Source organism: Acidovorax sp. SUPP1855, from assembly GCF_030158955.1.
Lineage (GTDB): Bacteria > Pseudomonadota > Gammaproteobacteria > Burkholderiales > Burkholderiaceae_C > Paracidovorax.
In genome coordinates this window covers 41,113-63,880 of the sequence record NZ_BQXI01000004.1, presented here as the reverse complement: position 1 = coordinate 63,880, position 22,768 = coordinate 41,113, and the positions used below count along the sequence as shown (strand labels likewise).

General features: G+C 70.0%; 18 protein-coding genes. 4 read left to right on the top strand and 14 right to left on the bottom strand.

All coding sequences use genetic code 11. The features are described 5' to 3' along the window. Positions 1-63: 63 nt before the first annotated feature. The 6 genes from AVMA1855_RS04795 to AVMA1855_RS04770 all read right to left on the bottom strand — a co-directional run bounded on the left by AVMA1855_RS04795 (position 64) and on the right by AVMA1855_RS04770 (position 5,909). Positions 64-798: an ABC transporter ATP-binding protein gene (locus tag AVMA1855_RS04795; protein ID WP_284424813.1), complete on the bottom strand. Its 735-nt coding sequence runs from the start codon at positions 796-798 to the stop codon at positions 64-66. After that, on the bottom strand, positions 795-1,574 hold the full coding sequence (locus AVMA1855_RS04790) for an ABC transporter ATP-binding protein (RefSeq protein ID WP_502870262.1): 780 nt from the start codon (positions 1,572-1,574) through the stop codon (positions 795-797). Before AVMA1855_RS04790 ends, AVMA1855_RS04795 begins: the two co-directional genes overlap by 4 nt. Further along, positions 1,571-2,449, bottom strand: a complete 879-nt coding sequence (locus AVMA1855_RS04785; RefSeq protein WP_284408897.1) for a branched-chain amino acid ABC transporter permease — start codon at positions 2,447-2,449, stop codon at positions 1,571-1,573. The genes AVMA1855_RS04790 and AVMA1855_RS04785 overlap by 4 nt, the downstream gene beginning before the upstream one ends. 19 nt (positions 2,450-2,468) lie before the next feature. Beyond that, positions 2,469-3,344 carry a branched-chain amino acid ABC transporter permease gene (locus AVMA1855_RS04780; protein WP_272564160.1) on the bottom strand — a complete coding sequence of 292 codons (876 nt, stop codon included), beginning with the start codon at positions 3,342-3,344 and terminating at the stop codon, positions 2,469-2,471. Between the two features lie 79 nt (positions 3,345-3,423). Next, entirely contained in the window at positions 3,424-4,644 is a 1,221-nt protein-coding gene (locus tag AVMA1855_RS04775; RefSeq protein WP_272548320.1) for an ABC transporter substrate-binding protein, read from the bottom strand. 32 nt (positions 4,645-4,676) lie between these two features. Further along, a complete protein-coding gene (locus tag AVMA1855_RS04770) occupies positions 4,677-5,909 on the bottom strand; it encodes a metal-dependent hydrolase family protein (protein WP_284424811.1) in 1,233 nt (410 codons plus the stop codon). A 216-nt stretch (positions 5,910-6,125) separates the two neighbouring features. Here AVMA1855_RS04770 and AVMA1855_RS04765 point away from each other — a divergent pair, with 216 nt between their 5' ends. Continuing rightward, positions 6,126-7,097: a LysR substrate-binding domain-containing protein gene (locus AVMA1855_RS04765; protein ID WP_284424810.1), complete on the top strand. Its 972-nt coding sequence runs from the start codon at positions 6,126-6,128 to the stop codon at positions 7,095-7,097. 58 nt (positions 7,098-7,155) lie between these two features. Here AVMA1855_RS04765 and AVMA1855_RS04760 read toward each other — a convergent pair whose 3' ends face one another. The 6 genes from AVMA1855_RS04760 to AVMA1855_RS04735 form a co-directional block, all read right to left on the bottom strand. After that, positions 7,156-8,739 (bottom strand): sensor domain-containing diguanylate cyclase, encoded by a 1,584-nt coding sequence (locus tag AVMA1855_RS04760; protein WP_284424809.1) that lies wholly within the window; start codon positions 8,737-8,739, stop codon positions 7,156-7,158. Positions 8,740-8,852: 113 nt separating this feature from the next. Beyond that, entirely contained in the window at positions 8,853-10,418 is a 1,566-nt protein-coding gene (locus AVMA1855_RS04755) for a malonate--CoA ligase (protein ID WP_284424808.1), read from the bottom strand. Positions 10,419-10,444: 26 nt separating this feature from the next. Continuing rightward, the gene (locus tag AVMA1855_RS04750; RefSeq protein ID WP_284424939.1) at positions 10,445-11,305 is read right to left on the bottom strand and encodes an enoyl-CoA hydratase/isomerase family protein; all 861 of its coding nucleotides are present in this window, start codon (positions 11,303-11,305) and stop codon (positions 10,445-10,447) included. 75 nt (positions 11,306-11,380) lie between these two features. Further along, positions 11,381-12,373 (bottom strand): Bug family tripartite tricarboxylate transporter substrate binding protein, encoded by a 993-nt coding sequence (locus AVMA1855_RS04745; RefSeq protein WP_272564166.1) that lies wholly within the window; start codon positions 12,371-12,373, stop codon positions 11,381-11,383. Between the two features lie 151 nt (positions 12,374-12,524). After that, positions 12,525-13,979 carry a malonyl-CoA decarboxylase gene (locus AVMA1855_RS04740; RefSeq protein WP_284424807.1) on the bottom strand — a complete coding sequence of 485 codons (1,455 nt, stop codon included), beginning with the start codon at positions 13,977-13,979 and terminating at the stop codon, positions 12,525-12,527. Next, positions 13,976-14,665: a GntR family transcriptional regulator gene (locus tag AVMA1855_RS04735; protein ID WP_284424806.1), complete on the bottom strand. Its 690-nt coding sequence runs from the start codon at positions 14,663-14,665 to the stop codon at positions 13,976-13,978. Before AVMA1855_RS04735 ends, AVMA1855_RS04740 begins: the two co-directional genes overlap by 4 nt. Positions 14,666-14,934: 269 nt before the next feature. Here AVMA1855_RS04735 and AVMA1855_RS04730 point away from each other — a divergent pair, with 269 nt between their 5' ends. Beyond that, the gene (locus AVMA1855_RS04730) at positions 14,935-15,966 is read left to right on the top strand and encodes a GlxA family transcriptional regulator (protein WP_284424805.1); all 1,032 of its coding nucleotides are present in this window, start codon (positions 14,935-14,937) and stop codon (positions 15,964-15,966) included. Positions 15,967-16,077: 111 nt separating this feature from the next. After that, positions 16,078-17,244 carry an MFS transporter gene (locus AVMA1855_RS04725; RefSeq protein WP_284424804.1) on the top strand — a complete coding sequence of 389 codons (1,167 nt, stop codon included), beginning with the start codon at positions 16,078-16,080 and terminating at the stop codon, positions 17,242-17,244. 93 nt (positions 17,245-17,337) lie between these two features. On the opposite strand, the gene lgt is transcribed toward AVMA1855_RS04725, so the two are convergent. Then, on the bottom strand, positions 17,338-18,159 hold the full coding sequence (lgt, locus tag AVMA1855_RS04720) for a prolipoprotein diacylglyceryl transferase (protein WP_284424803.1): 822 nt from the start codon (positions 18,157-18,159) through the stop codon (positions 17,338-17,340). A gap of 384 nt (positions 18,160-18,543) precedes the next feature. Here lgt and AVMA1855_RS04715 point away from each other — a divergent pair, with 384 nt between their 5' ends. Beyond that, positions 18,544-20,709, top strand: coding sequence for a TonB-dependent receptor (locus tag AVMA1855_RS04715; RefSeq protein ID WP_284424802.1), 2,166 nt, complete (start codon positions 18,544-18,546; stop codon positions 20,707-20,709). A 36-nt stretch (positions 20,710-20,745) separates the two neighbouring features. On the opposite strand, the gene AVMA1855_RS04710 is transcribed toward AVMA1855_RS04715, so the two are convergent. Then, positions 20,746-22,764 carry a Fic family protein gene (locus AVMA1855_RS04710; protein WP_284424801.1) on the bottom strand — a complete coding sequence of 673 codons (2,019 nt, stop codon included), beginning with the start codon at positions 22,762-22,764 and terminating at the stop codon, positions 20,746-20,748. Positions 22,765-22,768 lie beyond the last annotated feature (4 nt).

Here is a 22,768-nt window from a genome sequence, read left to right as displayed (position 1 = left end):
CTACTAGGGCATTGCGCTATCAAAAAAGGAGCAACCAACCGCAGCGGGCGCTCCTTCCCCGCCTCAGTGGTTGCCCAGGTACAGCTGCGCCATGCGCTCGTCGGCCAACAGCCCGTCAGCCGGGCCCTGCAGCACGCAACGCCCCTGGTCGAGGATGTAGCCCTGCTGGCTGATCTGCAGCGCCTGGCGCGCGCGCTGCTCCACCATCAGCACCGCCACGCCGGCGGCGGGCAGCGTGCGCACCATGTCGAACACCTTGCCGACCAGCGAAGGCGCCAGCGCCGCCGTGGGCTCGTCCAGCACCATGATGCGCGGCGAGGGCATCAGCGCGCGGGCGAAGGCCAGCTGCTGGCGCTCGCCGCCCGAGAGATTGCTGGCCGGCTGCGGCAGTCGCTCGACCAGGGCGGGAAAGTCGGCCAGCACCGCATCCATGCGGCGCTTGACGTGCGGCACGCCGCGCACCACCAGCAGGTTCTCGCGCACGGTGAGCGAGGGGAACACGTTGGCCACCTGGGGCACGTAGGCCAGGCCCGCGTCGAACCGGTCTTCGGCCGACAGACGCGTGATGTCGCGCCCGCCCAGGTGGATGCTGCCCGACACGCGCGGCAGCAGGCCCAGCAGCGCCTTCACCAGCGTGGACTTGCCCGCGCCGTTGGTGCCGGCGATGGTGACGATCTCGCCCGGCGCGACGGCCAGGTCGATGCCATGGATGATGTCCACGTCCGAATAGCCGCCGCGCAGCTGCCCGATCTGCAGCAGGTTGCCGCTGCCGCTGCCGTTGTGCGATGCACTGGTCATACCACCCCTCCCATGTAGGCCTCTTGCACGCGCGGGTCGTCCAGCACGGTGTGCGGATCGCCCTCGGCGAGGATGCGGCCGCGGTCCATCACGATCATGCGGTGCGACAGCGCCTTGAGCGCCTGCAGGTGGTGCTCGATCACGATGAAGGCGATGCCCTGGCCGTGCAACTCGCGCACGCGGTCGCAGATTTCCTCGATCAGCACAGGGTTCACGCCGGCGAAGGGCTCGTCCAGCAGGATGCAGCGCGGGTCCAGCATGAGCACGCGGCCCAGCTCCACCAGCTTCTTCTGCCCGCCCGACAGGCCGCCCGCCCGCACATCGCGCACACGCGCCAGGTTCAGGAACTGGAGGATGCCGTCGGCCTTGGCCGCCAGCTGCGCTTCGTGCTCGCGCAGGCTGCGCGTCTGGAAGAACGCGTTCACCAGGCGCTCGCCCTGCGGGTTGGCCGCGGCGGCCAGCAGGTTCTCGTGCACGGTGAGGCTCTTGAACTCGCGCGGGATCTGGAAGGTGCGCACCAGGCCCATCCGTGCGCGGCGGTACGGCGGCACGCGGGTGATGTCCTGGCCGGTGAAGGTGATGCGCCCGGCATCGGCCGGCTGCTGACCGGCGATGGCGGCGAACAGGGTGCTCTTGCCCGCGCCGTTGGTGCCGGCAATGCCCAGGATCTCCTGCTCGGCCAGCTGCAGCGACACGCCGTCCACCGCCTTGAAGCCGCCGAACTGCCGCGTCACGGCCTCCACTTTCAGCATCGTGGCTGCTGTCGTTGCCATCATTGCGACTTCCCTCCGAACAGGCCGCTCGGGCGATACAGGGTGACCAGGATCAGCGCGAGCCCCACGGCCGCGAGCCGCAGGCTGGCCATGCCCACTTCGGACACGCCCGGCACCCAGTCCTTGGCGAAGCGCGAGCCCTCCAGGAACACCATGAGCAGCAGCGAGCCGAAGACCGCGCCGCGCACCGAACCGGCGCCGCCCATCACCAGGCCCATCCACACGTAGAAGGTGATGAGCGGAATGAACTGCTCGGGCGTGATGAAGGTGATGAAGTGCGCGTAGAACGCACCCGCCACGCCGGCCAGCGCCGCGCCCAGCATGAACACCTGCACCTTGAACCAGGCCGGGTCCTTGCCCAGCGCCGACAGCGCGGCCTCGTCGTCGCCGATGGCTTTCAGCAGCCGCCCGAAGGGGCTGCGCGTGAGCCGCACCGTGCCCCAGGACACCAGCGCGACCAGCGCGAGCAAGGTGGCGAACGTGGCCAGGTCCGACACCGGCCCCCAGGTCGCGAACAGCTTGGGCAGGCCCGGCAGGCCCTGCACGCCCTTGGTGAGCCAGCTTTCCTGCTGGATGGAGATGCGCACGGCCTCCGAGAAGCCGAGCGTGACGATGGCCAGGTAGTCGTCGCGCAGCCGCAGCGACAACAGGCCGATGGGCAGCGCCAGCAGGCCCGAAAGCACGCCTGCGGCCACGAAGCACAGCGCCAGCGGCACGCCCTGCAGCGACAGCAGGCCCGAGGTGTAGGCGCCGACGGCGAAGAACGCCACCACGCCGAAATTCACCAGCCGCGTGAGGCCGAACTGCAGGTTCAGGCCCAGCGCGAGCAGGCAGTAGATGAGGGCGATGACGCCGATGGCGCAAAGGTAGGCAATCATGGATTCGGCTCCTTCGGCATCAGCGCACCAGCTGCACGCGGCCCATGATGCCGGCCGGGCGTAGCAGCAGCACCAGCGCCAGCACCACGAACGACAGCACCAGCTTGTAGGACGGCCCCAGCAGCGGCACGGCAAGCTCCTGCGCCACGCACAGCAGCAGCGCGCCCAGCACTGCGCCCACCGGGCTGCCGATGCCGCCCAGCACCATGGCGGCGAAGGCGGGAATCAAGCTCTCCCAGCCCATCTCGGGGCTGACGATGGCCTTCATGCCCAGTAGCACGCCGCCGATGGCCGAGAGCGCACCCACCAGCACCCACAGGCTGAGCATGAGCCCGCCGGCGCGGATGCCGCTGGCGCGCGCCAGGTCGGCGCTGTCGGCCACGGCGCGCAGCTGGCGCCCGAAGCTCGTTTTGTAGATGAGCACGAACACCACCAGCAGGCACAGCACGGCGATGCCCGCGATGGCCACGTCGGTCGGCAGCAGGCGCACCCCGCCGAAGTTCCAGGCCCGCACCAGCGGCAGATCGAACGTGCGCTGGTCGTGCCCGGCGAAGAACGAAATCAAACTGCGCAGCAGAAAGCCCAGGCCGATGGCCGCCAGCATCGACGACACCATGGGCCGCCCGGCCAGCTTGCGAAAGATCAGCGTGTACGAGCCCGCGGACACCACGGCGGTCGCGGCCATGCTCGCCAGCGCCGCGGCCCACAGCGGCCAGCCGCCCAGCATCTGCACCGCCACGGCGGCATAGGCGCCGGTGGTCAGGAAGTCGCCCGTGGCCGCGTTGGGAAAGCGGTTGACGCCCATCACCAGGGTCATGGCCAGTGCGGGCAGCGCCACCACCAGGCCTTCGATCAATCCATTGATCAACAGGTTTGCGAAAGCTATCCAGGTCATTGCGTCATCTCGTTCTTACCCTGCCTTGTCAAGAAAAACCCGGGCGCCCCCGCTCGGGGGCCGCCCGGGCTGCGCCCGCTCACACCGTGATGGACACCACGTCGCGGCGCACCAGCTGGCCCTTTTCGATAATGAACACGCCGAAGTCGGGCGTGGCGTCGCCGAACTTGTCGAAGTCCAGCTTGCTGGACGCGCCCTCGTAGTTCACCTTGGCCTTCTTGCCCAACTGCGCCTTGCCTTCTGCGAACGAGTACACGGCCGTGCCGGGGGCGTTGGACACCTCGCGCAGCTTGGCGTTGACCTGCTCCACCGTGGCCTTGGGGCCAGCGGCTTCCATGGCCAGGGCCAGCGAGATCACCATGTCGTAGGCCATGGCGGCGTAGATGTTGGTGGAGGCCGCCTTGCCCGTGGCCTTGGTGAAGGCCGCGTCGAACTGCGCGTACGAGGTGCTCTTTTCGTTGGAGACCGTCTCCACCGAGATGATGCCCTCGCACACTTCGGCGCCCAGGGCCTTCACCAGGTCGGGATTGGCGGCCCAGCCAGGAATGACCCATTTGTTGTCGGCGCCGGACTGGAACCATTCGCGCAGGATGATGGTGGTGTCGGGCAGGTACGAGCCCATCACGATCACATCGGGCTTGGCCGCGAGGATCTTCTGCAGCTCGCTGCGGTAGCTGGGGCGGCTGGGCTCGTAGGTGACGTGCGCCGCCACCTTGCCGCCGCGCTTTTCCCAGACTTTGGTGAAGCCTTCCACGTTGCCCAGGCCCGAGGCGTTGTTGAACGCCATGGTGGCCGGGCGCTTGAAGCCGCGCTTGGCGCAGATCTCGGCGAACGCCGCGCCGAAGCGGTCGTTGGTGGCCTGAAAGCGCCACACCAGGTCCTTGGTGTCGAGCGTGGAGATGGCGGGCGCGCCCGACACGTTCATCTGGATGATGCCGGCCGCATCGGTCAGCGGCATCACCGCCAGCGTCACGCCCGAAGCCCAGGTGCCCAGCACGGCCTGTACCTTGTTCACCTCGATGAGCTTTTTGGCCGCCAGCACGGCTGCGTCGGGCTTGGTCTGGTCGTCCTCGGTGAAGAGTTCGAGCTTGCGCCCGCCCGCGCCACCCGCGGCGTTGACCTCGTCCACCGCCAGGCGGATGGCCTGCTGCATGCCCGGGCCGTAGGGGCTGCCGGCGCCGGTAATGGGCGTGAGCGAGCCGATGCGGAAGACCTCGCCCTGCTGGCTGAAGCCGATGGAGGGAAGGCACTGCAGGGCGGCTGCGGCGCCGCCGAGCTTGACGAAATTTCTACGTTGCATGGTGTTCTCCGGTCAGGTCAGGGGGGTTGGTGTCAGAGGTTGTTTTTCACGAACGCGCCGTCCTTGACGATGGCGCGGATGCGCTCGCCCTGGTTCAGCAGGCAGGCGATGTCGGTGAGCGGGTTGCCGTCCACCAGCAGCAGGTCGGCGATGGCGCCGGGCGTCACCTCGCCCAACTGGCCCTGCTGCCCGAGGATCTCGGCGCCGACCAGCGTGGCCTGCTGCAGCACCGGGCCGTTGCCCAGCACGTCGGCGCGCAGGCGCAGCTCGTCGGCCTGCAGGTAGTGCGTCTCGGCCAGGAGGTCGCTGCCCAGGCCCATCTTCACGCCGGCCTTGGCGAGGATTTCAATGGCTTGCCTGCCCTGGCCGCGCACCGAGTCGATCTTGGCGATGGACACCGCCGGCAGGCCGTAGCGCTCGCCCTCGTTGGCCAGGCCCTCGTAGGTGATGAGCGTGGGCACCATGAAGGCGCCCAGTTCGGCCATCAGCTCGGCCGTGGGGGCATCCACCAGGTTGCCGTGCTCGATGGTGCGCACGCCGCAGCGCACGGCGCGGGCGATGGCGCGGGGCGTGTAGGCATGGGCCATCACATAGGTGTTGGCGTTGGAGGCTTCTTCCACGATGGCGCGCAACTCGGCCTCGGAATAGCCCAGGTTGTTGATCGGGTCGTTGGGCGAGGCCACGCCGCCCGAGGCCATGACCTTGATCTGCGTGGCGCCCTTGAGGATCTCTTCGCGCACCGCCAGGCGGCAGGCGTCCACGCCATCGACCACGCGGCCGATGTTGCCCAGCTTGTAGGCGCACGAGCACACGTCCAGGTCGTCGTTGCGCTGGCGGAAGTCCGCATGCCCGCCCGTCTGCGACAGTGCCTTGCCCGAGGGAAAGATGCGCGGGCCCAGCACCAGCCCCGTGCGCACCGCTTCGGCCAGCGACCAGTCGCCGCCGCCCGCATCGCGCACCGAGGTGAAGCCGCGCTCCAACATGCCCTTCATGATGGGCAGCGAGCGCAGCATGGTGAACACGTTGGGCATCCTGGCCACCGCGCCCAGGTTGAACGACGAGGCCACCACGTGCACGTGGCAGTCGATCATGCCGGGCATGAGCGTCATGCCGCGCGCATCGACCACCGTGGCGCCTTCGGGCGCCTGCAGGCCCTCGCCCACCGCGGCGATGCGCCCGTCCTGCACCAGCACCGAAAGACCCGGGCGCAGCGCCAGGGCATGCACGTCCAGCACCTGGCTGTTTTCAATCAACAAAGCGGTCATGGAATCAAAAAATCCAAAATAGGGGCTTCGAAATTACTCATGGGCTGCCGGCGATGGGGGCCAACGCCCCGTACCGTCCCGAAGGCGGTGCACGCTGGCACCTTCATTCGGGAAAAACCGTCACAACGCCGTCACAGGTTGCATTTATCGGGCCAATGCCGTCTTGTCGCAACGCCTAAAATCTCACCTGCCCATGACTACAGCTCATACCACTGCATGCGCCGCCTCTGCCCCACCCTCTCCGAACTGAACGCTTTCCACTCTGCGGCAAAGCACCAGGCCTTCACCATGGCGGCCAAGGAGCTGTGCGTGACGCAAAGCGCCATCAGCCGCCACATCGCCTCGCTGGAGGACTACCTGGGCCAGAAGCTCTTCATCCGCCGCTCGTCGGGGCTGAAGCTGACCGATGCGGGCGCCACCTACCTCAACGCCACGCGCCCGGCCATCGCCGCGCTGGAATCGGCGACGGCCCAGCTCATGTCCTATGGGGGCGACGGCGGGGCGCTGAACCTCTCGGTGCCGCCCACGTTCGCGGCGCAGTGGCTGTTTCCGCGCCTGGGGCACTTCAAGCGCACGCTGCCGCAGGTGTCGCTGAACTTCGTGCGCTACCAGCACGCGCACGACTTCGCGGTGCCGCACGAGTTCGATGCCGCCATCCAGTACGGCTACGGCAACTGGCCCAGCGCCAACGCCCGCTACCTGATCGGGCAGGAGACCAGCATCGTCTGCAGCCCCCAGTTGCGCGACACGCTGCCGTTGCGCACCCAGGCCGACCTTCAGCACGCCACGCTGCTGCAGCACATCGAGGTGCCGCTGGCCTGGCACGACTGGATGGCGGCGAACGGCTGCGACACCGGCGGCAGCCGCTTCGGGCCGGGCTTCAACCTGTACTCGCTCATCATCCGGGCCGCCGTGTCGGGCTTCGGCGTGGGCATCGTGCCCACCTGCCTGGTGGAGGACGAACTGCAGGCCGGCACGCTGGTCGAGCCGCTGGGCCAGCGCTTTCAGAGCCCGCTGGGCTACTACCTGTGCGCGCCCACGGCCCGCACCAACCTGTCGGTGTACCGGCTGGTGAGCGGCTGGCTGGAGCACTGCTGCAGCCACGCGGCGGGCACCGATCCGGGCGGAGGCACCGCGCCCGCGGCCGGCTGCATCTTTTGCGCCAGCGGGTCAGCGGCGGCGGCCTGACTCAGGGGCATCGCCCTGCCCTGCGCCGCGGTGCTGGCAGTGACCCGCACCGCGCCGGTCAGGCCGCCCGGGCGCCGGGCCCGGCGAGGGACAGCACCGTGTTGCGCCCGGCCTGCTTGGCGGCATACAGCGCGGCGTCGGCGCTGGCCAGCAGGCCCTGGGCGTTGTCCGGCGCGCCGTCCGTCCAGTCGCAGCAGGCCAGGCCGCCGCTGACCGTCACGCACTCGAAGGGGCTTTGCGGGTGCGCGATCTGCAGCGCGCGCACCGCCGCGCGGGCTGCCGAGGCCACGAGGGCCGCGCCGGATGCGTCGGTCTCGGGCAGCACGATCACGAACTCCTCGCCGCCGTAGCGCGCCACCATGTCCTCCGGCCGGCGCACCGACGCCTCCAGCGCCTTGGCGACCTGGCGCAGGCATTCGTCGCCGCTGAGATGGCCGAAGAAGTCGTTGTACTTCTTGAAGAAATCCACATCGAACAGGACGACCGACACCGGCATGCGGCTGCGCCGGCAGCGGGCCATGGCGTTGGCGATGTGCTGGTCGTAGGCGCGGCGGTTGTACAGCCCCGTCAGGCCGTCGTGCTCGGCCAGGTGCTCCAGCTTGTCGTTGGCCAGCATCAGCGCATCGCGCGCCGCCGTCAGGTCGCGCTCGACGTCGCGGCGGTGCCGGATCGCCTGGATCACGCCGCCCCCCGCCAGCCCGATCACGACCACCAGCAGCAGGATGCCCAGGGCCTGCACCGAGGCCGAGCGGCGCCACTGGGCCAGCACCTCGTCTTCCGCGAGGGCCACGGTGACCAACAGGCCATTGTTGCGGGTGTGCTCGAAGCCCACCAGCCGGCGCACCCCGTCGATGGGCGATGGCGCGGTGGCGACGCCGGCGCGGCTTTGCATCAGCATCTGGAACAGCGGCGTGCCGCTCAGGCTGCGGCCCAGGTCCTCGGCGAAGAAGGGCCGCCGGGCCAGGACGGTGCCGTCGCCCAGCAGGAGCGCGATGGCGCCCTTGTCCCCGATCTGCAGGCCATTGAGCAGGCCGAGCACATAGTCCACGCGGATGGTGGCGAGCGCCACCCCTGCGAACTGCCCTTCGGCGTCGTCGATGCGCCGCGACACCGGAATGATCCACACGCCCGAGGACCGGCTGACGATGGGCTTGCCGATGGCGACGCGCGTACTTGGGCTGTCGCGGTGGTGGATGAAATAGGCGCGGTCCGCATTGTTGGCCTGGGGGTTCTGCACGGGCTGCGAATTGACCAGCCAGCGGCCATCCGGCCCGAAGACGAACATGCCGTGCAGGTGCTCCGACTGCGCCACGTGGGTGACCAGCAGGGGCTGCAGGCGTTCCAGGGCGTCGGGGGCCATCTCCGAGCGCTCCAGTTCGTACACCACGCTGCCGACCACGCGGCCGACCTCGGCGAACATGGCATCGGTCTGCTGGGCGACGGCATGCGTCAGGTTGCGCGCCGCATCGGCGGCCTGCTGCCACTCGGCATCGCGCGCCCGCCAGGCCAGCCACACGTTGGAGGCCACCAGCAGCAGCGCGACCAGCACGACGAACAGGACCGCCGACGCGACCGACCGGTCCTTGTCCGGCAGGTTCGGGGGGGCCGGGGTCGCCGGGGACCGGGGCAAGGCGGCAGGCATGCAGCAGGACTCCAGAGGGCAAGGGCAAGGGTCAGGTTAGCACCTGCCACCCCATCGGTGAAGCGGCTTTTCCCCCGCGTTCCGCGGCCCGGGCCCGCCGGGGCCGCGCCGGGTCAGGCGAACAGCCCCTTGTGCTGCTCGCGCAGCAGGTTCTTTTGCACCTTGCCCATGGCGTTGCGGGGCAGTTCGGGGGCGATGAAGCAGCGCTTGGGGATCTTGAAGTTGGCCAGCTGCGATTTGAGCCGCCCCACGATGGCGTCGCCATCGAGCTGCGCGCCGGGCTTGGGCGTGATGACGGCCACGCCGACCTCGCCGAAGTCCGGGTGCGGCACGCCGATGAGCGCGCTCTCGGCCACGCCGGGCATCTCGTTGATGTAGCCCTCGATCTCGGCCGGATAGACGTTGTAGCCCCCGCTGATGATGAGGTCCTTGCTGCGGCCCACGATGCTCACGTAGCCGCGTTCGTCCACGCGGCCCACGTCGCCGGTCTTGAACCAGCGGTGCCCGTTGGCATCGGTGCTGAACTCTTCCTGCGTCTTCTCGGGCATGCGCCAGTAGCCCTTGAACACGTTGGGCCCGCGCACCTGGATATTGCCGATCTCGCCCACGGGCAGCGGCGCGCCCGCATCGTCCACCACGCGCAGGCCCACGCCCGGCAGGGCAAAGCCCACGGTGCCGCCCCGGCGTTCGTCCTGGCCGCCGTGGCGCGGGTCGGCCGTGTAGGGGTTGGAGGTGAGCATGATGGTCTCGCTCATGCCATAGCGCTCCAGGATGGTGTGGCCCGTGCGCTGCTGCCATTCGCGGAAGGTCTCGATCAGCAGCGGCGCCGAGCCCGCGATGAACAGGCGCATGTTCCGCACCGCCTCGCGGGTGAGGCCCGGCTCGGCCAGCAGGCGCACGTACAGCGTAGGCACGCCCATGAAGACGGTGGCGCGCGGCATCGCGGCGACCACCGCGCGCGGGTCGAACCGCGCCAGCCAGATCATCTTGCTGCCGTTGAGCAGCGCCGCATGGATCGCCACGAACAGGCCGTGCACATGGAAGATGGGCAGCGCATGGATGAGCACGTCGTCCGGCCGAAAACCCCAGTATTCCTTGAGCACCTGCGCGTTGGACAGCAGGTTGCCGTGCGTGAGCATCGCCCCCTTGCTGCGGCCGGTGGTGCCGCTGGTGTACAGGATGGCGGCCAGGTCGTCGGCCGCCCGCGGCACGGGCAGGTGCGTGTCGCCGTGGTGCGCGGCACGCTCCAGCAGGGTGCCGGTGCGGTCGTCGCCCAACGTGAACACGTGCTGCGTGCCGGCCGTGAAGGCGATCTTGGACACCCAGCCGAAGTTGGCGGGAGAACACACCACCACTGCGGGCTCCGCATTGCCGACGAAGTATTCGATCTCGCCGCTCTGGTAGGCCGTGTTCAGCGGCAGGAAGGCATGCCCCGCGCGCAGCGTGGCCAGGTACAGCAGCAGGGCCTCGACTGACTTTTCGACCTGCACCGCGATGCGGCTGCCGTCCGGCAGGTCCAGCGACGCCAGCAGGTTGGCGATGCGCGCGCTGGCGCGGTCCAGGTCGCTCCAGGTGTAGTGCAGGGGCGTGCCGTCGGCCGCCGTGGTTTCGACGGCGACGGCATCCAGGTCGTCCGGAAAGGCCGCGCGCAGGGCGGTGTACAGGTTGTGTTGGCTCATACAAAAAAAAGGAAAACGGTCGGGTGTCAGAAGACGGGAGGACGTTTGGCCAGGAACGCCATGATGCCTTCGCGGTGCTCGGGGCTGTCCGCGTAGGCATAGGGATCGGGGTCGGCGAAGGGGCCCGGCCCCTGCCCCGGTGCGGTGGCCGCCGGGTCAATTGCTACATTATTCATAGCACCATGCCCTAGTGGAATATGCGCCGCAGGCCCTTTCAAGGCACGAAGCGTCTGCTTGTTCATGCGCGCCGCGGCGGGGGCGAGCGCGGCGATGCGCCGGGCGCTGGCCAGGGCTTCGGCGGCCAGCGCCTCGTCGGCCACCACGCGGTTCAGGAAGCCCCGCGCCGCCATGGCCTCGGCCCCGAAGGTGGCGGCCTCCAGCAGCATCTGCCGGGCGATCAGATCGCCCACCGCGCCGGCCACCAATTGCGCCTCGCGCGGGGCCATCGGAAAGCCCAGCCGCGCGATCGGCGCGCCGAAGCGGGCCCCCGCGCCGGCGATGCGCACGTCGCAGCAGCTGGCGATCTCCACGCCCGCGCCCATGCAGGCGCCGCGGATGCCGGCCACGATGGGCACGTCGCACGCCAGCATGGCCGCCAGGCCACCCCACACGTCGGTTTCGTGGAAGTCGCGCAGCGCCTCGCGGTCGAAGCGGAACGCCGGGTACTCGGAGATGTCGCCGCCCGCGCAGAAGGCATCGCCCTCGCCTTCGATGAGCACGCAGCGCGCGCCGGCATCGGCCTGCAGCTGCTCGAACACGGCGCGCAGCTGCCGCCACATGGCGCGGGACATGGCGTTGAGCCGCCCCGGGTGACGCAGCACCACGCGCACCACCCCGGGAGCGCCATCCGCCCCGTCGACCCGCTCCACCCCGATGTCACCCGCCATGTCCGCCTTCTCCACCATGTCCGCCGTTTCCACCGGCCGCATCGGCCGCCTTGCAGCCCCGCCCGGGGGCTCCGGTCAATCGAGCTTGGCGCCCGAATCCTTGACCACCTTCGCCCAGCGGCGAACCTCCGAGTGGACCATGGCGGCGAACTGCGTCTGGGACAGGCCGCCGTAGTCGGCGCCGTTCTTGGCCCACACGGCCTTCAGGTCCTCGGCCGTGCCCAGGCGCTGCGTCTCCTCGACGATGCGCGCCTGCAGGTCGGCCGGCGTGCCCTTGGGCGCCCACAGGCCGTACCAGGTGGTCACGGTGTAGTCGGGCAGGCCCACCTCGGCCGCGCAGGGCACGTCGGGGAAGGCCGGGTTGCGCCGGGCGCCGGCCACCATCAGCGCCTTGATCCGCCCGCCCTTGATGTGCGCGGCGGACGAGCCCAGCCCGTCGAACATCATGTCCACGTTGCCGCCGATCAGGTCCTGCAGCGCCGGGCCTGCGCCTCGGTAGGGAATGTGCGTGATGAAGGTGTTGGTCTGCAGCTTGAACAGCTCGCCCGCCAGGTGGTGCGAGGTGCCCGCGCCGGCCGAGGCGTAGTTGAGCTTGGCCGGGTTGCGCCGCAGGAAGTCCAGGAACTGCGGCATGGTGGTGGCCTGCACCGTGCGCGGGTTGACCACCAGCACCTGCGGCACGTTGGCCAGCAGCGCGAGCGGGATGAAGTCCTTCTCGATGTCGTAGTCGAGCTTGGGGTACATCGAGGGCGCGATCACGTGGTGCGTGCCGCCCATGAACAGCGTGTAGCCGTCGGGCTGCGCCTTGGCCGCGAAGCTGGCCCCGACGGTGCCGCCCGCGCCGCCACGGTTGTCGATGATCAGCATCTTGCCGGTGGACTTGGCGAACTGCGCCGCGAACGGCCGCGCGAAGGCGTCCGTGCCGCCGCCGGCCGGGAACGGCACGACGAGGTTCACCGGCTTGGCCGGCCAGGGGTCGGCCGCCAACACCCGGCCGGTGGCCAGCGCCAGGCCGGCCGCGGCCGCGCCACGCAGCACGCCGCGGCGCTGCAAAGGGGAATGGTTCATGGTGTCTGTCTCCTGTCGTTGTGGGTCTTTGTCATGCATGCAAGGAAGGCGCGCTCATGGCGCCGGTGCCATCTGACCCGCGGGGCGAAAAGGCTCGGGCGCTTTCATGGCGCGCACCGGCCTTTTTTCTTTCTGCCCCGCTCACACCGCCTCAGTCCCGGCACAGGCTCTCGATGTCTCCCGACATCGGCACGCGGCCCTGCGCCAGCAGGCCGCGGTGTTTGTCGATCCGCTTGAGATCGTAGAGATAGTTGACCATCAGGCCGAACGATTGCTTGAGGCCCTTGGACGACGGGTCGCCCGCCCAGTTCAGGCGCTCCACGCGCGCGCCGTTGCCCAGGTGAAAGCGCGCCACCGGGTCCACCGGCTTGCCCTCGTGCAGCTCGCGCCCCAGGTAGCGCGCGGCGCACTGCAGCAGCAGCTGGCGCACGGGCGACTTCGGGGGCAGCTCCAGCGCCTTGTCGGCCGCGGCCAGCACGTGGGCGGCCTGCGGCGGCTCGAACCCCACGGCCTTGCCCAGCTCGGCGCGGCGCTTGTCATCCAGCGCATCGAGCGCGGCGGCGCAGTGCTTGGACAGCCACGAACGGAACCCCGGGATCGGCGACAGCGTGGCGAAGGTGCGCAGGCGCGGAAACTCCGCGTTCAGCGTCTCCACCACGTGCTTGATGAGCGAATCGCCGAAGCTCACCCCGCGCAGCCCCGTCTGCGTGTTGCTGATCGAGTAGAAGATCGCCGTGGTCGCCTTCGACAGGTCGGACGGCGCCGCGCCCTCGTCCAGCAGCGGCGTGATGCTGCTGGACAGGTCGGCCACCAGCGCCACCTCCACGAAGATCAGCGGCTCGTTGGGCAGGCGCGGGTGGAAGAAGCCGTAGCAGCGCCGGTCGCTGTCCAGCCGGTTCTTCAGGTCCGCCCAGCTGCGGATGTCGTGCACCGCCTCGTACTTGATGAGCTTTTCGATCAGCGAGGCGGGCGAATCCCACGACAGGCGCTTCAGCTCCAGGAACGCCACGTCGAACCAGGTGGAAAACAGCTGCTCCAGCTCGGCATCGAGCGCGAGCAGCCGCTTGTCGCCCTTGAGCTGCGTCAGCAACTCGGCCCGCAGGTCGAGCAGAAAGCGCATGCCGTTCGGAAACACCGCAAAGCGCTGCAGCAGCCGCGTGCGCGGCGACACCAGCGCGCGGCGCAGGTGGATCTCGGCATGGGCTTCCTCGGCCGTGCCGGCCGCCGCCTCGTAGCGCTGGCGCGCCGACTTGAAGCGCGTGGCATCGGGCGCGAACTGCTCGCACAGCAACAGCCACATGTCGCGGCGCTCCTCGGGCTCGGCCGCGTGGTACCAGGCGGCGACGGCCTCGGCGCGGCGGCCGCCCTCGACCTCGCTCACCTGCGGCGCGCCCACCTCCTGCAGGTCGGCCAGCAGGCGCCGCAGCGCGCGTGGCGACAGCGCCTCCTGGCCGCGGCGCAGCGTGGCCTGCAGGCGTTCGTGCGTGGAGCGCGGCACCGGCGCCTTGGCCGGGCCGCTGCCCGCGCCGTCGGCCGATCCGGTGGTCTTGTCAGCGGGGCGCAGGCGGGAGACGCTGCGCGTGATCCATTCCGCAGTGGCATTCATGGCGTGATCCTCGATGGGGGGTTCCGGGCGATGTCGCGCAGCGCGGCGCGCTGGCGCACGAGGTGGGTGCGCATGGCCTCCTCGGCCACCTCGGGAGCGCGCAGCTTGATGGCATCGAACAGCTCCAGGTGCTCGGCCAGGCTCTGCTGCAGCCGCCCCGGGGCGCGCAATTGCTGCAGGCGGGCCAGCCGCAGGATCTTGCGCAGGTCGCCGATCACCTGGGCCAGCCAACGGTTGTCGGCCAGCGTGATGAGCGCCTCGTGGATGGCGTGGTTGGCCGCGTAGTACTCGCCGATGCGGCCGGCTGCGGCGTGCTCGCGCAGGCGCTCGTGCAGCACCTCCAGCGCAGCGAGGTCGGCCTCGCTGGCGCGCAGGGTGGCCTCGTGCGCGGCGCGGCCCTCCAGCAGGGCGATCACCGGGAAGATCTCGTCCAGGTCGCGCTCGGTCACCTCGGCCACGAAGCAGCCCCGGCGCGGCTCGTGGCGCAGCAGGCCCTCGGCCACCAGCACCTTGAGCGCCTCGCGCAGCGGGGTGCGCGAGATGGCCAGCCGGTCGCACAGCGCGATCTCGTCCACGAACCCACCCGGGGGCAGCTGCCCGGCAAAGATCAGCTCGCGGAGGCGCTCGGCCGCCTCGGAATGCAAGGACAGGGGGAGTGCGCGCGCGGTGGCGGGAAGGGAGGACATGAAAAAGAGCGGCGGTGGGCGGCGGTGAGTGGCTCGATCAACCTCGCAAGCGGTGGCAACGAAACGCAACCTGCCGGCATCGCGCGGCAATGTGCGTAATTTCACATAATTATGGCGATGGAGCCGCCACTTTCCCATCAGGGATTCCCTGGGCCGCGAAAACCCCCATGCGGTGGCGCCTGCGCGGCCGACTGGCTCCGCAGAAAGTGGCCGGATCTGTGCGATGGTTGTCATTGCAGCCACCGCCGCGCCGCGCGACACTGCAGCGCATGACCCCACCACGCCCCCGCCGCATCGCCTGCCTGCTGTACCCCGGCTTCATGAGCCTGGACGTGGTCGGCCCGCTGCAGGTCTTCGCCTCCGCCAATGTCGAGATGGAGCGCCAGGGCCGCGCGCCGGCCTACGCCCTGCAACTGGTGGCCGAGGCCGCCGGCCCGGTGGCGTGCTCCGCCGGCTTCGCCGTGGTGGCCGACGCGGCGCGTCGCGACGTGGCGCTCCCTGGCCTGGACACCCTGCTCGTGCCCGGCGGCATGGGCGTGGATGCCCAGCTGGACGACGCGGCCCTGCACGACTGGCTGCGGCAGGCCGAGCGCACCGCCCGGCGCGTGGGATCGGTGTGCTCGGGCGCGCTGCTGCTGGCCCGCGCCGGCCTGCTGGACGGGCGGCCCGCCACCACCCACTGGGACAGCGTGGACGGCCTGCGCCAGGGCCATCCGCAGGTGCGGGTGGCGGGCGACCGGCTGCACACCTACGACCCGGGCGGCATCGATGGCGATGGCCACGTCTTCACCTCGGCCGGCGTGACGGCGGGCATCGACCTGGCCCTGGCGCTGGTGGAGCACGACCTGGGCCGCGCCATGGCGCTGGCGGTGGCGCGCCGCCTGGTGATGTACCTGCGCCGGCCGGGCGGGCAGGCGCAGTTCAGCCCCCTGCTGGCGCCCGATGCGGCGCACGCGCCCCGCCTCACGCCGCTGCTGGAATGGATTCCCGGCCACCTGGGCGGCGACCTGTCGCTGGACGCGCTGGCCGCCCGCGCCTGCATGCCGCCGCGCACCCTGACTCGCGTATTCCAGCGCGAGCTGGGCACCACGCCCGCGCGCTACGTGGAGCGGGTGCGGGTGGAGGCGGCGTCGGCCCTGCTGGCCCACGCGCAGGCCTCGGTGTCCACCGTGGCGCGGCTGTGCGGGTTCCAGCATCCCGAGACGCTGCGGCGCGCCTTCCACAAGCACCGGGCCGTGAGCCCGCAGGCCTACGCCGAGCGCTTCGGCGCCGGGACGGCCGGCGCGGCCCGGCCGGGCTGACGCGGCGGCCGGCAGAGAAAGCCCCGGGTCGCTGAGGCCGGCCCATCGCACCGCGCCACGGCTCGGCCGCCCTTCCCTTTTCCGTTTTTCATCTCCCTCACAGGCCCTGCCATGCTGCTTCGCAACCCCGCCATCCGTCTGCTGTTCGCCGGCCAGGCGCTCTACTGGTCGTGCTCCATCATCGGCATCACCCTCACGTCCCTCGTCGGGCTGCGGCTATCGCCCTGGGGCGCGTTCGCCACCCTGCCGCTGGCGCTGCTGGTGCTGGGCAACCTGCTGGCGGTGTCGCCGCTGTCGCTGTTCATGCAGCGGCGCGGCCGGCGGCCGGGCCTGGTGCTGGGCGCCGCTTTCGGCGTGGCCGGGGGCCTGGTGTGCGCCCTGGCGGTGGCGGCGGGCAGCTTCGCGCTGCTGTGCGTGGGCACGGCCTGCATCGGTGTCTACCAGGCCTCAGCCGGCTACTACCGCTACGCCGCGCTGGAGGCCGTGGACCCGCGCCACAAGGGCCGGGCCGCGGCCTGCGTGGTAGGCGGGGGCCTGTGCGCCGCGCTGCTCGCGCCGGCCGTGGCGGTGGGCTCGCGCGATGCGCTGGCCACGCCGTTCGTGGGCTCCTACCTGGCCATCGCGGCCCTGGCGGCGCTGGGCGTCGCCGCCATGGCGCGGCTGCGCGAAGGCGTGGCGCCGCAGCCGGCCGCCGCCGGGCGCGCGATGCTGCTCGCGCTGCTGCGGCGCCCCGCCCTGCGCGCCGCCGTGGGCATGACGGCCATCGGCCACGGCCTGATGATCCTGGCCATGAACGCCACCCCGCTGGCCATGGATGGGTGCGGCTTCTCCACGGCCCAGGCGGCGCGGGTGATCCAGTGGCACGTGGTGGGCATGTTCCTGCCGGCGTTCTTCGCCGGCCCGCTGGTGGACCGCTGGGGCAGCCGGCGCGTGGCCGGCGCGGGCGCCCTGGCGCTGGTGGCCAGCGCGACGGTGGCGCTGTCGGGCCTGGGGTTCGCGCAGTTCCTGGCCAGCTCGCTGCTGCTGGGCGTGGGCTGGAACCTGATGCTGATCGCCGGCACCACGCTGCTGTCCGAAAACCATGCGGAGCACGAACGCGGCCCGGCCCAGGCGCTGATGGAGCTGTGCAACGGCGGCATGGCTGTGGCCATGTCGTTCGGCTCGGGCGCGCTGCTGTCGGGCATCGGATGGACCGCCATCAACGCGGCCATGCTGGTCCTGCTGGCCGTGGCGCTGGGCCTGCTGTGGTCGATGGCGCCGCGGCGCACGGCGGTCTGAGGCACCCCGGGTGCCAATTCGCCCCCAGGGCGTTTGCTATATTTTCAATAGCAACATGCCCTAGTATTTATTGTGCTGGAGGCCCCTGGGGCCTCAAGCCCTTTGCAGCACCGGCTGGCGCCGCGCCCACACCCACATGGCGATGCCGGCGACGATCATCGGCACGCACAGCCATTGGCCCATGCTCATGCCCAGCGAGAGGATGCCCAGGAACGCATCCGGCTCGCGGAAGTATTCGGCGATGAAGCGGAAGCTGCCGTAGCCCACCAGGAAGGCCGCGGCCACCTCGCCCTGGCGGCGCTCGCGGCGGGCATAGAGCCACAGCAGCACGAACAGCAGCACGCCCTCCAGCAGGAACTGGTACACCTGCGACGGGTGGCGCGGCAGCAGCGAGCCGCTTTGCGGGAACACCATGCCCCAGGGCAAGTCCGGACTGCTGAAGCGCCCCCACAGCTCGCCGTTGATGAAGTTGCCCACGCGCCCGGCCGCGAGCCCCGTCGGCACGCACGGCGCCACGAAGTCGGCCACCTGCAGCCAGGGCCGCTTGCGCGAATGCGCGAACCACACCATCGCGGCGATCACGCCCAGCAGCCCGCCGTGAAAGCTCATGCCGCCCTGCCAGATGTAGAAGATCTCCAGCGGGTTGGACAGGTAGTAGCCCGGCTTGTAGAACAGGCAGTAGCCCAGCCGCCCCCCCGCCACCACGCCCACCACGCCGAGAAAGAGGATGTCCTCCACGTCGCGCCGCGTCCAGGCACCCGGCCCGGTGATGGAGGCGAAGGGCTGGTGGCGCAGGCGCCGCACCCCGAGGAACATGAACAGCGCGAAGGCCGCCAGATAGGTCAGGCCGTACCAGTGGATGGCCAGCGGGCCCACTTGCAGGGCGATGGGGTCGATTTGGGGGTACATCAGCATGGTGGGCGGTATTGTGCCCGCCCGGCATGACGGTTCCGGCCGGCGCCCTGGAGCGGCGGCCGCTGCGGCGGCGGCGCGGCGCGCCGGCCGGCCAGGCGCCGCCGCAGTCCGCTCGGAGGACTTCGTCATCGCATTCCGCCGGGCGGGATATGGGCCGAATCGGGCCCATGCCGGCGTTTTGATTGCCTTCGACGCTATTTAATTGATAGCACCAATCCCACGCGCCCGGCCGACGACCCCGATCGGCCCGTGGTGGTGACTTCATAATTGATAACGCTTCTCATTCTTCTAACCGCTTTCCGCCGCCCGGCGGTCCTCTCCCGGCCTTTCACGGCCTCGCCATGGACCCCGGCCCGCCGGCCGCAAAGCCCGCTCCTGAACACCATGCACCGACACGCCAGCCGCGCAGAACCCCGATTCGCCCCCACCCCGCTCGCCCGCCTCGTCCGCCATTGCGTCGGCGCCGGCCTTCTCATCGCCGCCACCGGCGCCGGCGCGCAGACCGCCGCCCGGACGGCGCTCGACGAAGTGGTCGTATCCGACCAGGCCGAGGCCATCGGCGGCCTGCAAAAGACCTATTCGGGCGGGCAGTTCGCGCGTGGCGGCAACCTGGGCATCCTGGGCAACACCGACCTGATGAACGTCCCGTTCAGCACCACCAACTACACCTCGGAGCTGATCGACAACCAGCAGGCACGGACCGTGGCGGACGTGGTGATGAACGACGCCTCGGTGCGCACGCTCACCTCGCGCGGCGGCTTCGGCGACGACTTCCAGGTGCGGGGCTTCACCCTGTCCAACAGCGACATCAGCATGAACGGGCTGTTCGGCCTGGCGCCGTCCACCAGCATCCCGCTGGAGACCGTCGAGCGCGTCGAAGTGCTCAAGGGCCCCGGCGCGCTGACCAATGGCGTGGGCCCGAGCGGCAGCGTCGGCGGCAGCATCAACGTGGTGACCAAGCGCGCGGCGGACGTGCCGCTCACGCGGCTGACCACCACCTACATGGGCAAGGCGCAGTTCGGCACCCACCTGGACGTGGGCCGCCGCTTCGGCGAAGACAACCAGTGGGGCGTGCGCGTGAACGGCCTGGTGCGCGGCGGCGAGGGCAACATCGACGGCGGCAAGCAGAACCTGGGCCTGGGCTCGGTCGGCCTGGACTACGCCGGCGCCCGCACGCGCTGGTCGCTGGACGCCTTCGCCACGCGCGGCGAAACCAAGGAGTTCCGGCCCCAGATCAACTTCGCCGGCACGGCCACCTCGGTGCCGGCCGTGCCCGACGCGCGGCTCAACTTCTACCCCGGCACGAAGCTGCAGGACAACGTGAAGACGGTCATGTCGCGCCTGGAACACGACCTGAACGACCGCACCACCGTCTACGGCAGCCTGGGCTACATGGACATGGACTACGAGCAGACCTTCCCCAGCGGCCGGCCCGACGCGCTGGGCAACTTCCGGGTGTCGAACGCCTACTACGACCAGTACACGAAGTCCAAGGCCGCCGACGTCGGCCTGCGCACGCGCTTCAAGACCGGCAGCGTCGGCCACACGCTGGCCCTGGGCGCGAACTACCTGAACCAGGAAACGGGCTACTTCTACGCCACCTCGGCCACGACCAACGCCTCCAACCTGTACAACCCCTCGCCCCTGCCCGCCATGACCGTGGCGCGCGGCGCACCCGGCAAAAGCTCGGTCACCGACCAGTCGAGCCTGGCGCTGGCCGACACCATGGCCTTCCTCGACGACCGCCTGCTGGTGACCCTGGGCCTGCGCCACCAGACCATGGAGCAGGAAAACTTCACGCCCACCACCGGCGTCTCCACCAGCCGCTACGACAAGAGCGCCGTGACGCCGCTGGCGGGCGTGGTGTTCAAGCCCGCGAGGAACATCTCGGTCTATGCCAACTACACCGCAGGCCTCACCCGCGGTGCCACCGCCGGTGTCACCACCGCCAACGCCGGCGAGACCTTCGCCCCGCAAAAATCCAAGCAGCACGAAGTGGGCGTGAAAGTGGACTGGGGCCAGCTCACGACCCAGGCCGCCATCTACCAGATCAAGAAGCCCGGCGCGGTCACCGACCCGGTCACCAACGTGTACAGCTTCGGTGGCGAGCAACGCAACCGCGGCCTGGAGCTGACGGCCTACGGCGAAGTCCAGCGCGGCCTGCGCCTGATGGCCAGCGCCGCGTTCAACGACGCCAAGCTCACGCGCACCGCGGGCGGTCTGAACCAGGGCAACAACGCCGCCGGCGTGCCGGACCGCACCTTCAACCTGGGCCTGGATTGGGACACCCCCTGGGTGCAGGGCCTGAGCCTGAACGGCCGCGTCATCCACACCTCGCCGGTCTATGCCGACGCCGCCAACCGCCTGCGCGTGGGCAACTGGACGCGCCTGGACATCGGCGCCCGCTACGCCACCAAGGTTTCCGGCAAGCCCGTGGTGCTGCGCGCCAGCCTGGAAAACGCGTTCGACAAGAACTACTGGGTGGTCAGCAACTACGTGACCGTGGGCGCGCCACGCACGCTGATGCTGTCGGCGGCCATCGACTTCTGACGCGGCAGGGCGGCCGGCCGATGGCCAACCCACCGGTCAGTGCGCGGCGCCGCTGGCAGGCCCCTCGGCCCGGGGCTCCAGGCCCAGGTGCCTTTCATACACCCCGACGGTTCTGGCCATGCCTTCGACGGTCAACGCCAGCGCATCTTCAGGGCCCACGGGATTGCGCCCGCTGGAGAACACGGCGATCAACTGCTTTGGGCTGCTGGCCGGGGGAAGGCCCTGGCCCATCAAGACCCAGTCGCCCGCCAGCCGTGCCGTGCGGCCATTGGCATCGGGAAACGGGTGAATGCTGATCAGGCGCTGAACCGTGGCAGCGGCCCATTCCGCCGGACTGGACTCGCCGCGCTCGACGCGCCTGCCGGCCGCTTCGAACCAATCGTCGAAGTGCGCCATTTCCGCGCCGACCTCTCGCTCATCCACGACCGCAGCCCCCGCACGGCCTTGGGAAAAACCGGTCGACTGCCGGCGGAACGCGCCGAACCGGGCTCCGAATTTTTCGAAGGCCTCGGGGTCGTCGAAGGGCCAGGTGCCCTGCCCCAGCAGGGCATTGAGTCGCTTGAGGTGCTCCGTGTCCAGCGGCTCGTTCTGCGCGATCCATTCCCGGACCTGGCGATCGGCCGCATTCCAGTTGTCGCCCGCCAACGGCATGGACTCCGCGGTGCTGGACAACCCCATCCGGGCCCGGTCGATCTCCAGGCGGGCCGCCTGGGCCTGCCGCGCTGCGCCAGCCCCGCCCGCCTCCAGCCTTTCCCGGACGGCGCTCCAGCGCGCCCGAACTTGCTGGACCCGGCCTTCCTGCGCTGCACGAACCTGCGGATCGAGCGGCTGGCTCAGCACCCTGTCCATCAGCCGGATCTGGGTGCCGCGGGTGGCGATGTGCACGTGCTTGAAGTCGATGCCCTCGGGAAGGTGCTGCAGGCCCGGATTGCCGCTCACGTCCAGGGCTTTCAGCCTCGGCAGATGCCCCACGGCGGACGGAAGGCGTGACAGGGTGCATTGGTTCAGCATCAGGCGCTCGATGCGGGGGCTTTGGTCGATGGCATCGGGCAACCCGGTCAAACGGGGATTGTTGCCAAGGTCGATGTCCTTGATGGCGGGCCCCAGCCCACCCCTGGGCAGGCGAACCAGATCGCAGTCATGCGCCTGCAGCACCTGCAGCTCCGTCAACGCCGACATCGACTCGGGCAATGCCGCCAATCCCCGGTTGTTGCCGATCTCCAGCACCACCAGCTTCGCGGCCTGGCCCAGGTTCTCCGGCAAGCACTGGAGATCGCAATCATTGGCCTGGATCCGCAGCAATCCTGGCGCGTGGGCGAGATCGGACGGCAACTCCCGAAGCAAGGGATTGCTATTCAGGCTGATGTTGCCCAGGTGGGGCAGCAGAAAGAGTCCCTGCGGCAGGCTGCTCAGATCGGCCTTGTCGAGATTCAAGACAAAGTCATCCTTTCGATGCGCCTTGAGAATGCGGTCTTTCACCGTCTGCGGGCCCGCCCAATCCCTCAAAAAATCCTCGAGCATGGCCCTTTGCAGGGTTTTGCTTTCGGGGATCGGTGGCCCGATGTCCACCCCGAAGGCGGACGACATCCTGAGCGACGGCGACATCATGCGGTCCGCGCCGGGCTCGGCCAGGACCCTCGCGGCCGTTTCCGACATTCTCAGCCGGTCCATCGCCGGCCCACGGGGCTCCAAGGCAAAAGCCTGCCGAGGCGCAGAGGGGGCAAGGCGTGAACCACTGGCATCGGCCCGCGCAGGCATGTCAGGTGGGCGGCCGAGAGTGGGCCGACGCAATGCCGGCGGGCGGGTGGCGCCGGCACCACCCGCCCCGCCCCTCTCTCCTTCCCGCGGTTCGACGGAGGTGCGGCGCCGTGACGACGATTCAATGGACGAGGGCTTCATCGGGCGACCTGCGGTGCGCAAACCACACACCTTAAGACGCGGCGGAAAATCCCCCGCCCTTGGTGCGCAGCATTCGCGCAAATACCGAACCGGCAGCCCCATCGAGGCACCGCCAATCCGGCGGGTGCGCGCGCATATGGCCCGCACCACCAGCATCGTT

What these genes read in the sequence shown, in the direction of transcription:
- AVMA1855_RS04760 (WP_284424809.1), bottom strand. Translation starts at nt 8,739, where the DNA reads ATGCCTGCCGCCTTGCCCCGGTCCCCGGCGACCCCGGCCCCCCCGAAC.
- lgt (WP_284424803.1), bottom strand. Translation starts at nt 18,159, where the DNA reads ATGCTGATGTACCCCCAAATCGACCCCATCGCCCTGCAAGTGGGCCCG.
- AVMA1855_RS04785 (WP_284408897.1), bottom strand. Translation starts at nt 2,449, where the DNA reads ATGATTGCCTACCTTTGCGCCATCGGCGTCATCGCCCTCATCTACTGC.
- AVMA1855_RS04725 (WP_284424804.1), top strand. Translation starts at nt 16,078, where the DNA reads ATGCTGCTTCGCAACCCCGCCATCCGTCTGCTGTTCGCCGGCCAGGCG.
- AVMA1855_RS04795 (WP_284424813.1), bottom strand. Translation starts at nt 798, where the DNA reads ATGACCAGTGCATCGCACAACGGCAGCGGCAGCGGCAACCTGCTGCAG.
- AVMA1855_RS04770 (WP_284424811.1), bottom strand. Translation starts at nt 5,909, where the DNA reads ATGACCGCTTTGTTGATTGAAAACAGCCAGGTGCTGGACGTGCATGCC.
- AVMA1855_RS04765 (WP_284424810.1), top strand. Translation starts at nt 6,126, where the DNA reads ATGCGCCGCCTCTGCCCCACCCTCTCCGAACTGAACGCTTTCCACTCT.
- AVMA1855_RS04715 (WP_284424802.1), top strand. Translation starts at nt 18,544, where the DNA reads ATGCACCGACACGCCAGCCGCGCAGAACCCCGATTCGCCCCCACCCCG.
- AVMA1855_RS04750 (WP_284424939.1), bottom strand. Translation starts at nt 11,305, where the DNA reads ATGGCGGGTGACATCGGGGTGGAGCGGGTCGACGGGGCGGATGGCGCT.
- AVMA1855_RS04740 (WP_284424807.1), bottom strand. Translation starts at nt 13,979, where the DNA reads ATGAATGCCACTGCGGAATGGATCACGCGCAGCGTCTCCCGCCTGCGC.
- AVMA1855_RS04730 (WP_284424805.1), top strand. Translation starts at nt 14,935, where the DNA reads ATGACCCCACCACGCCCCCGCCGCATCGCCTGCCTGCTGTACCCCGGC.
- AVMA1855_RS04775 (WP_272548320.1), bottom strand. Translation starts at nt 4,644, where the DNA reads ATGCAACGTAGAAATTTCGTCAAGCTCGGCGGCGCCGCAGCCGCCCTG.
- AVMA1855_RS04790 (WP_502870262.1), bottom strand. Translation starts at nt 1,574, where the DNA reads ATGATGGCAACGACAGCAGCCACGATGCTGAAAGTGGAGGCCGTGACG.
- AVMA1855_RS04745 (WP_272564166.1), bottom strand. Translation starts at nt 12,373, where the DNA reads ATGAACCATTCCCCTTTGCAGCGCCGCGGCGTGCTGCGTGGCGCGGCC.
- AVMA1855_RS04755 (WP_284424808.1), bottom strand. Translation starts at nt 10,418, where the DNA reads ATGAGCCAACACAACCTGTACACCGCCCTGCGCGCGGCCTTTCCGGAC.
- AVMA1855_RS04735 (WP_284424806.1), bottom strand. Translation starts at nt 14,665, where the DNA reads ATGTCCTCCCTTCCCGCCACCGCGCGCGCACTCCCCCTGTCCTTGCAT.
- AVMA1855_RS04780 (WP_272564160.1), bottom strand. Translation starts at nt 3,344, where the DNA reads ATGACCTGGATAGCTTTCGCAAACCTGTTGATCAATGGATTGATCGAA.
- AVMA1855_RS04710 (WP_284424801.1), bottom strand. Translation starts at nt 22,764, where the DNA reads ATGCTGGTGGTGCGGGCCATATGCGCGCGCACCCGCCGGATTGGCGGT.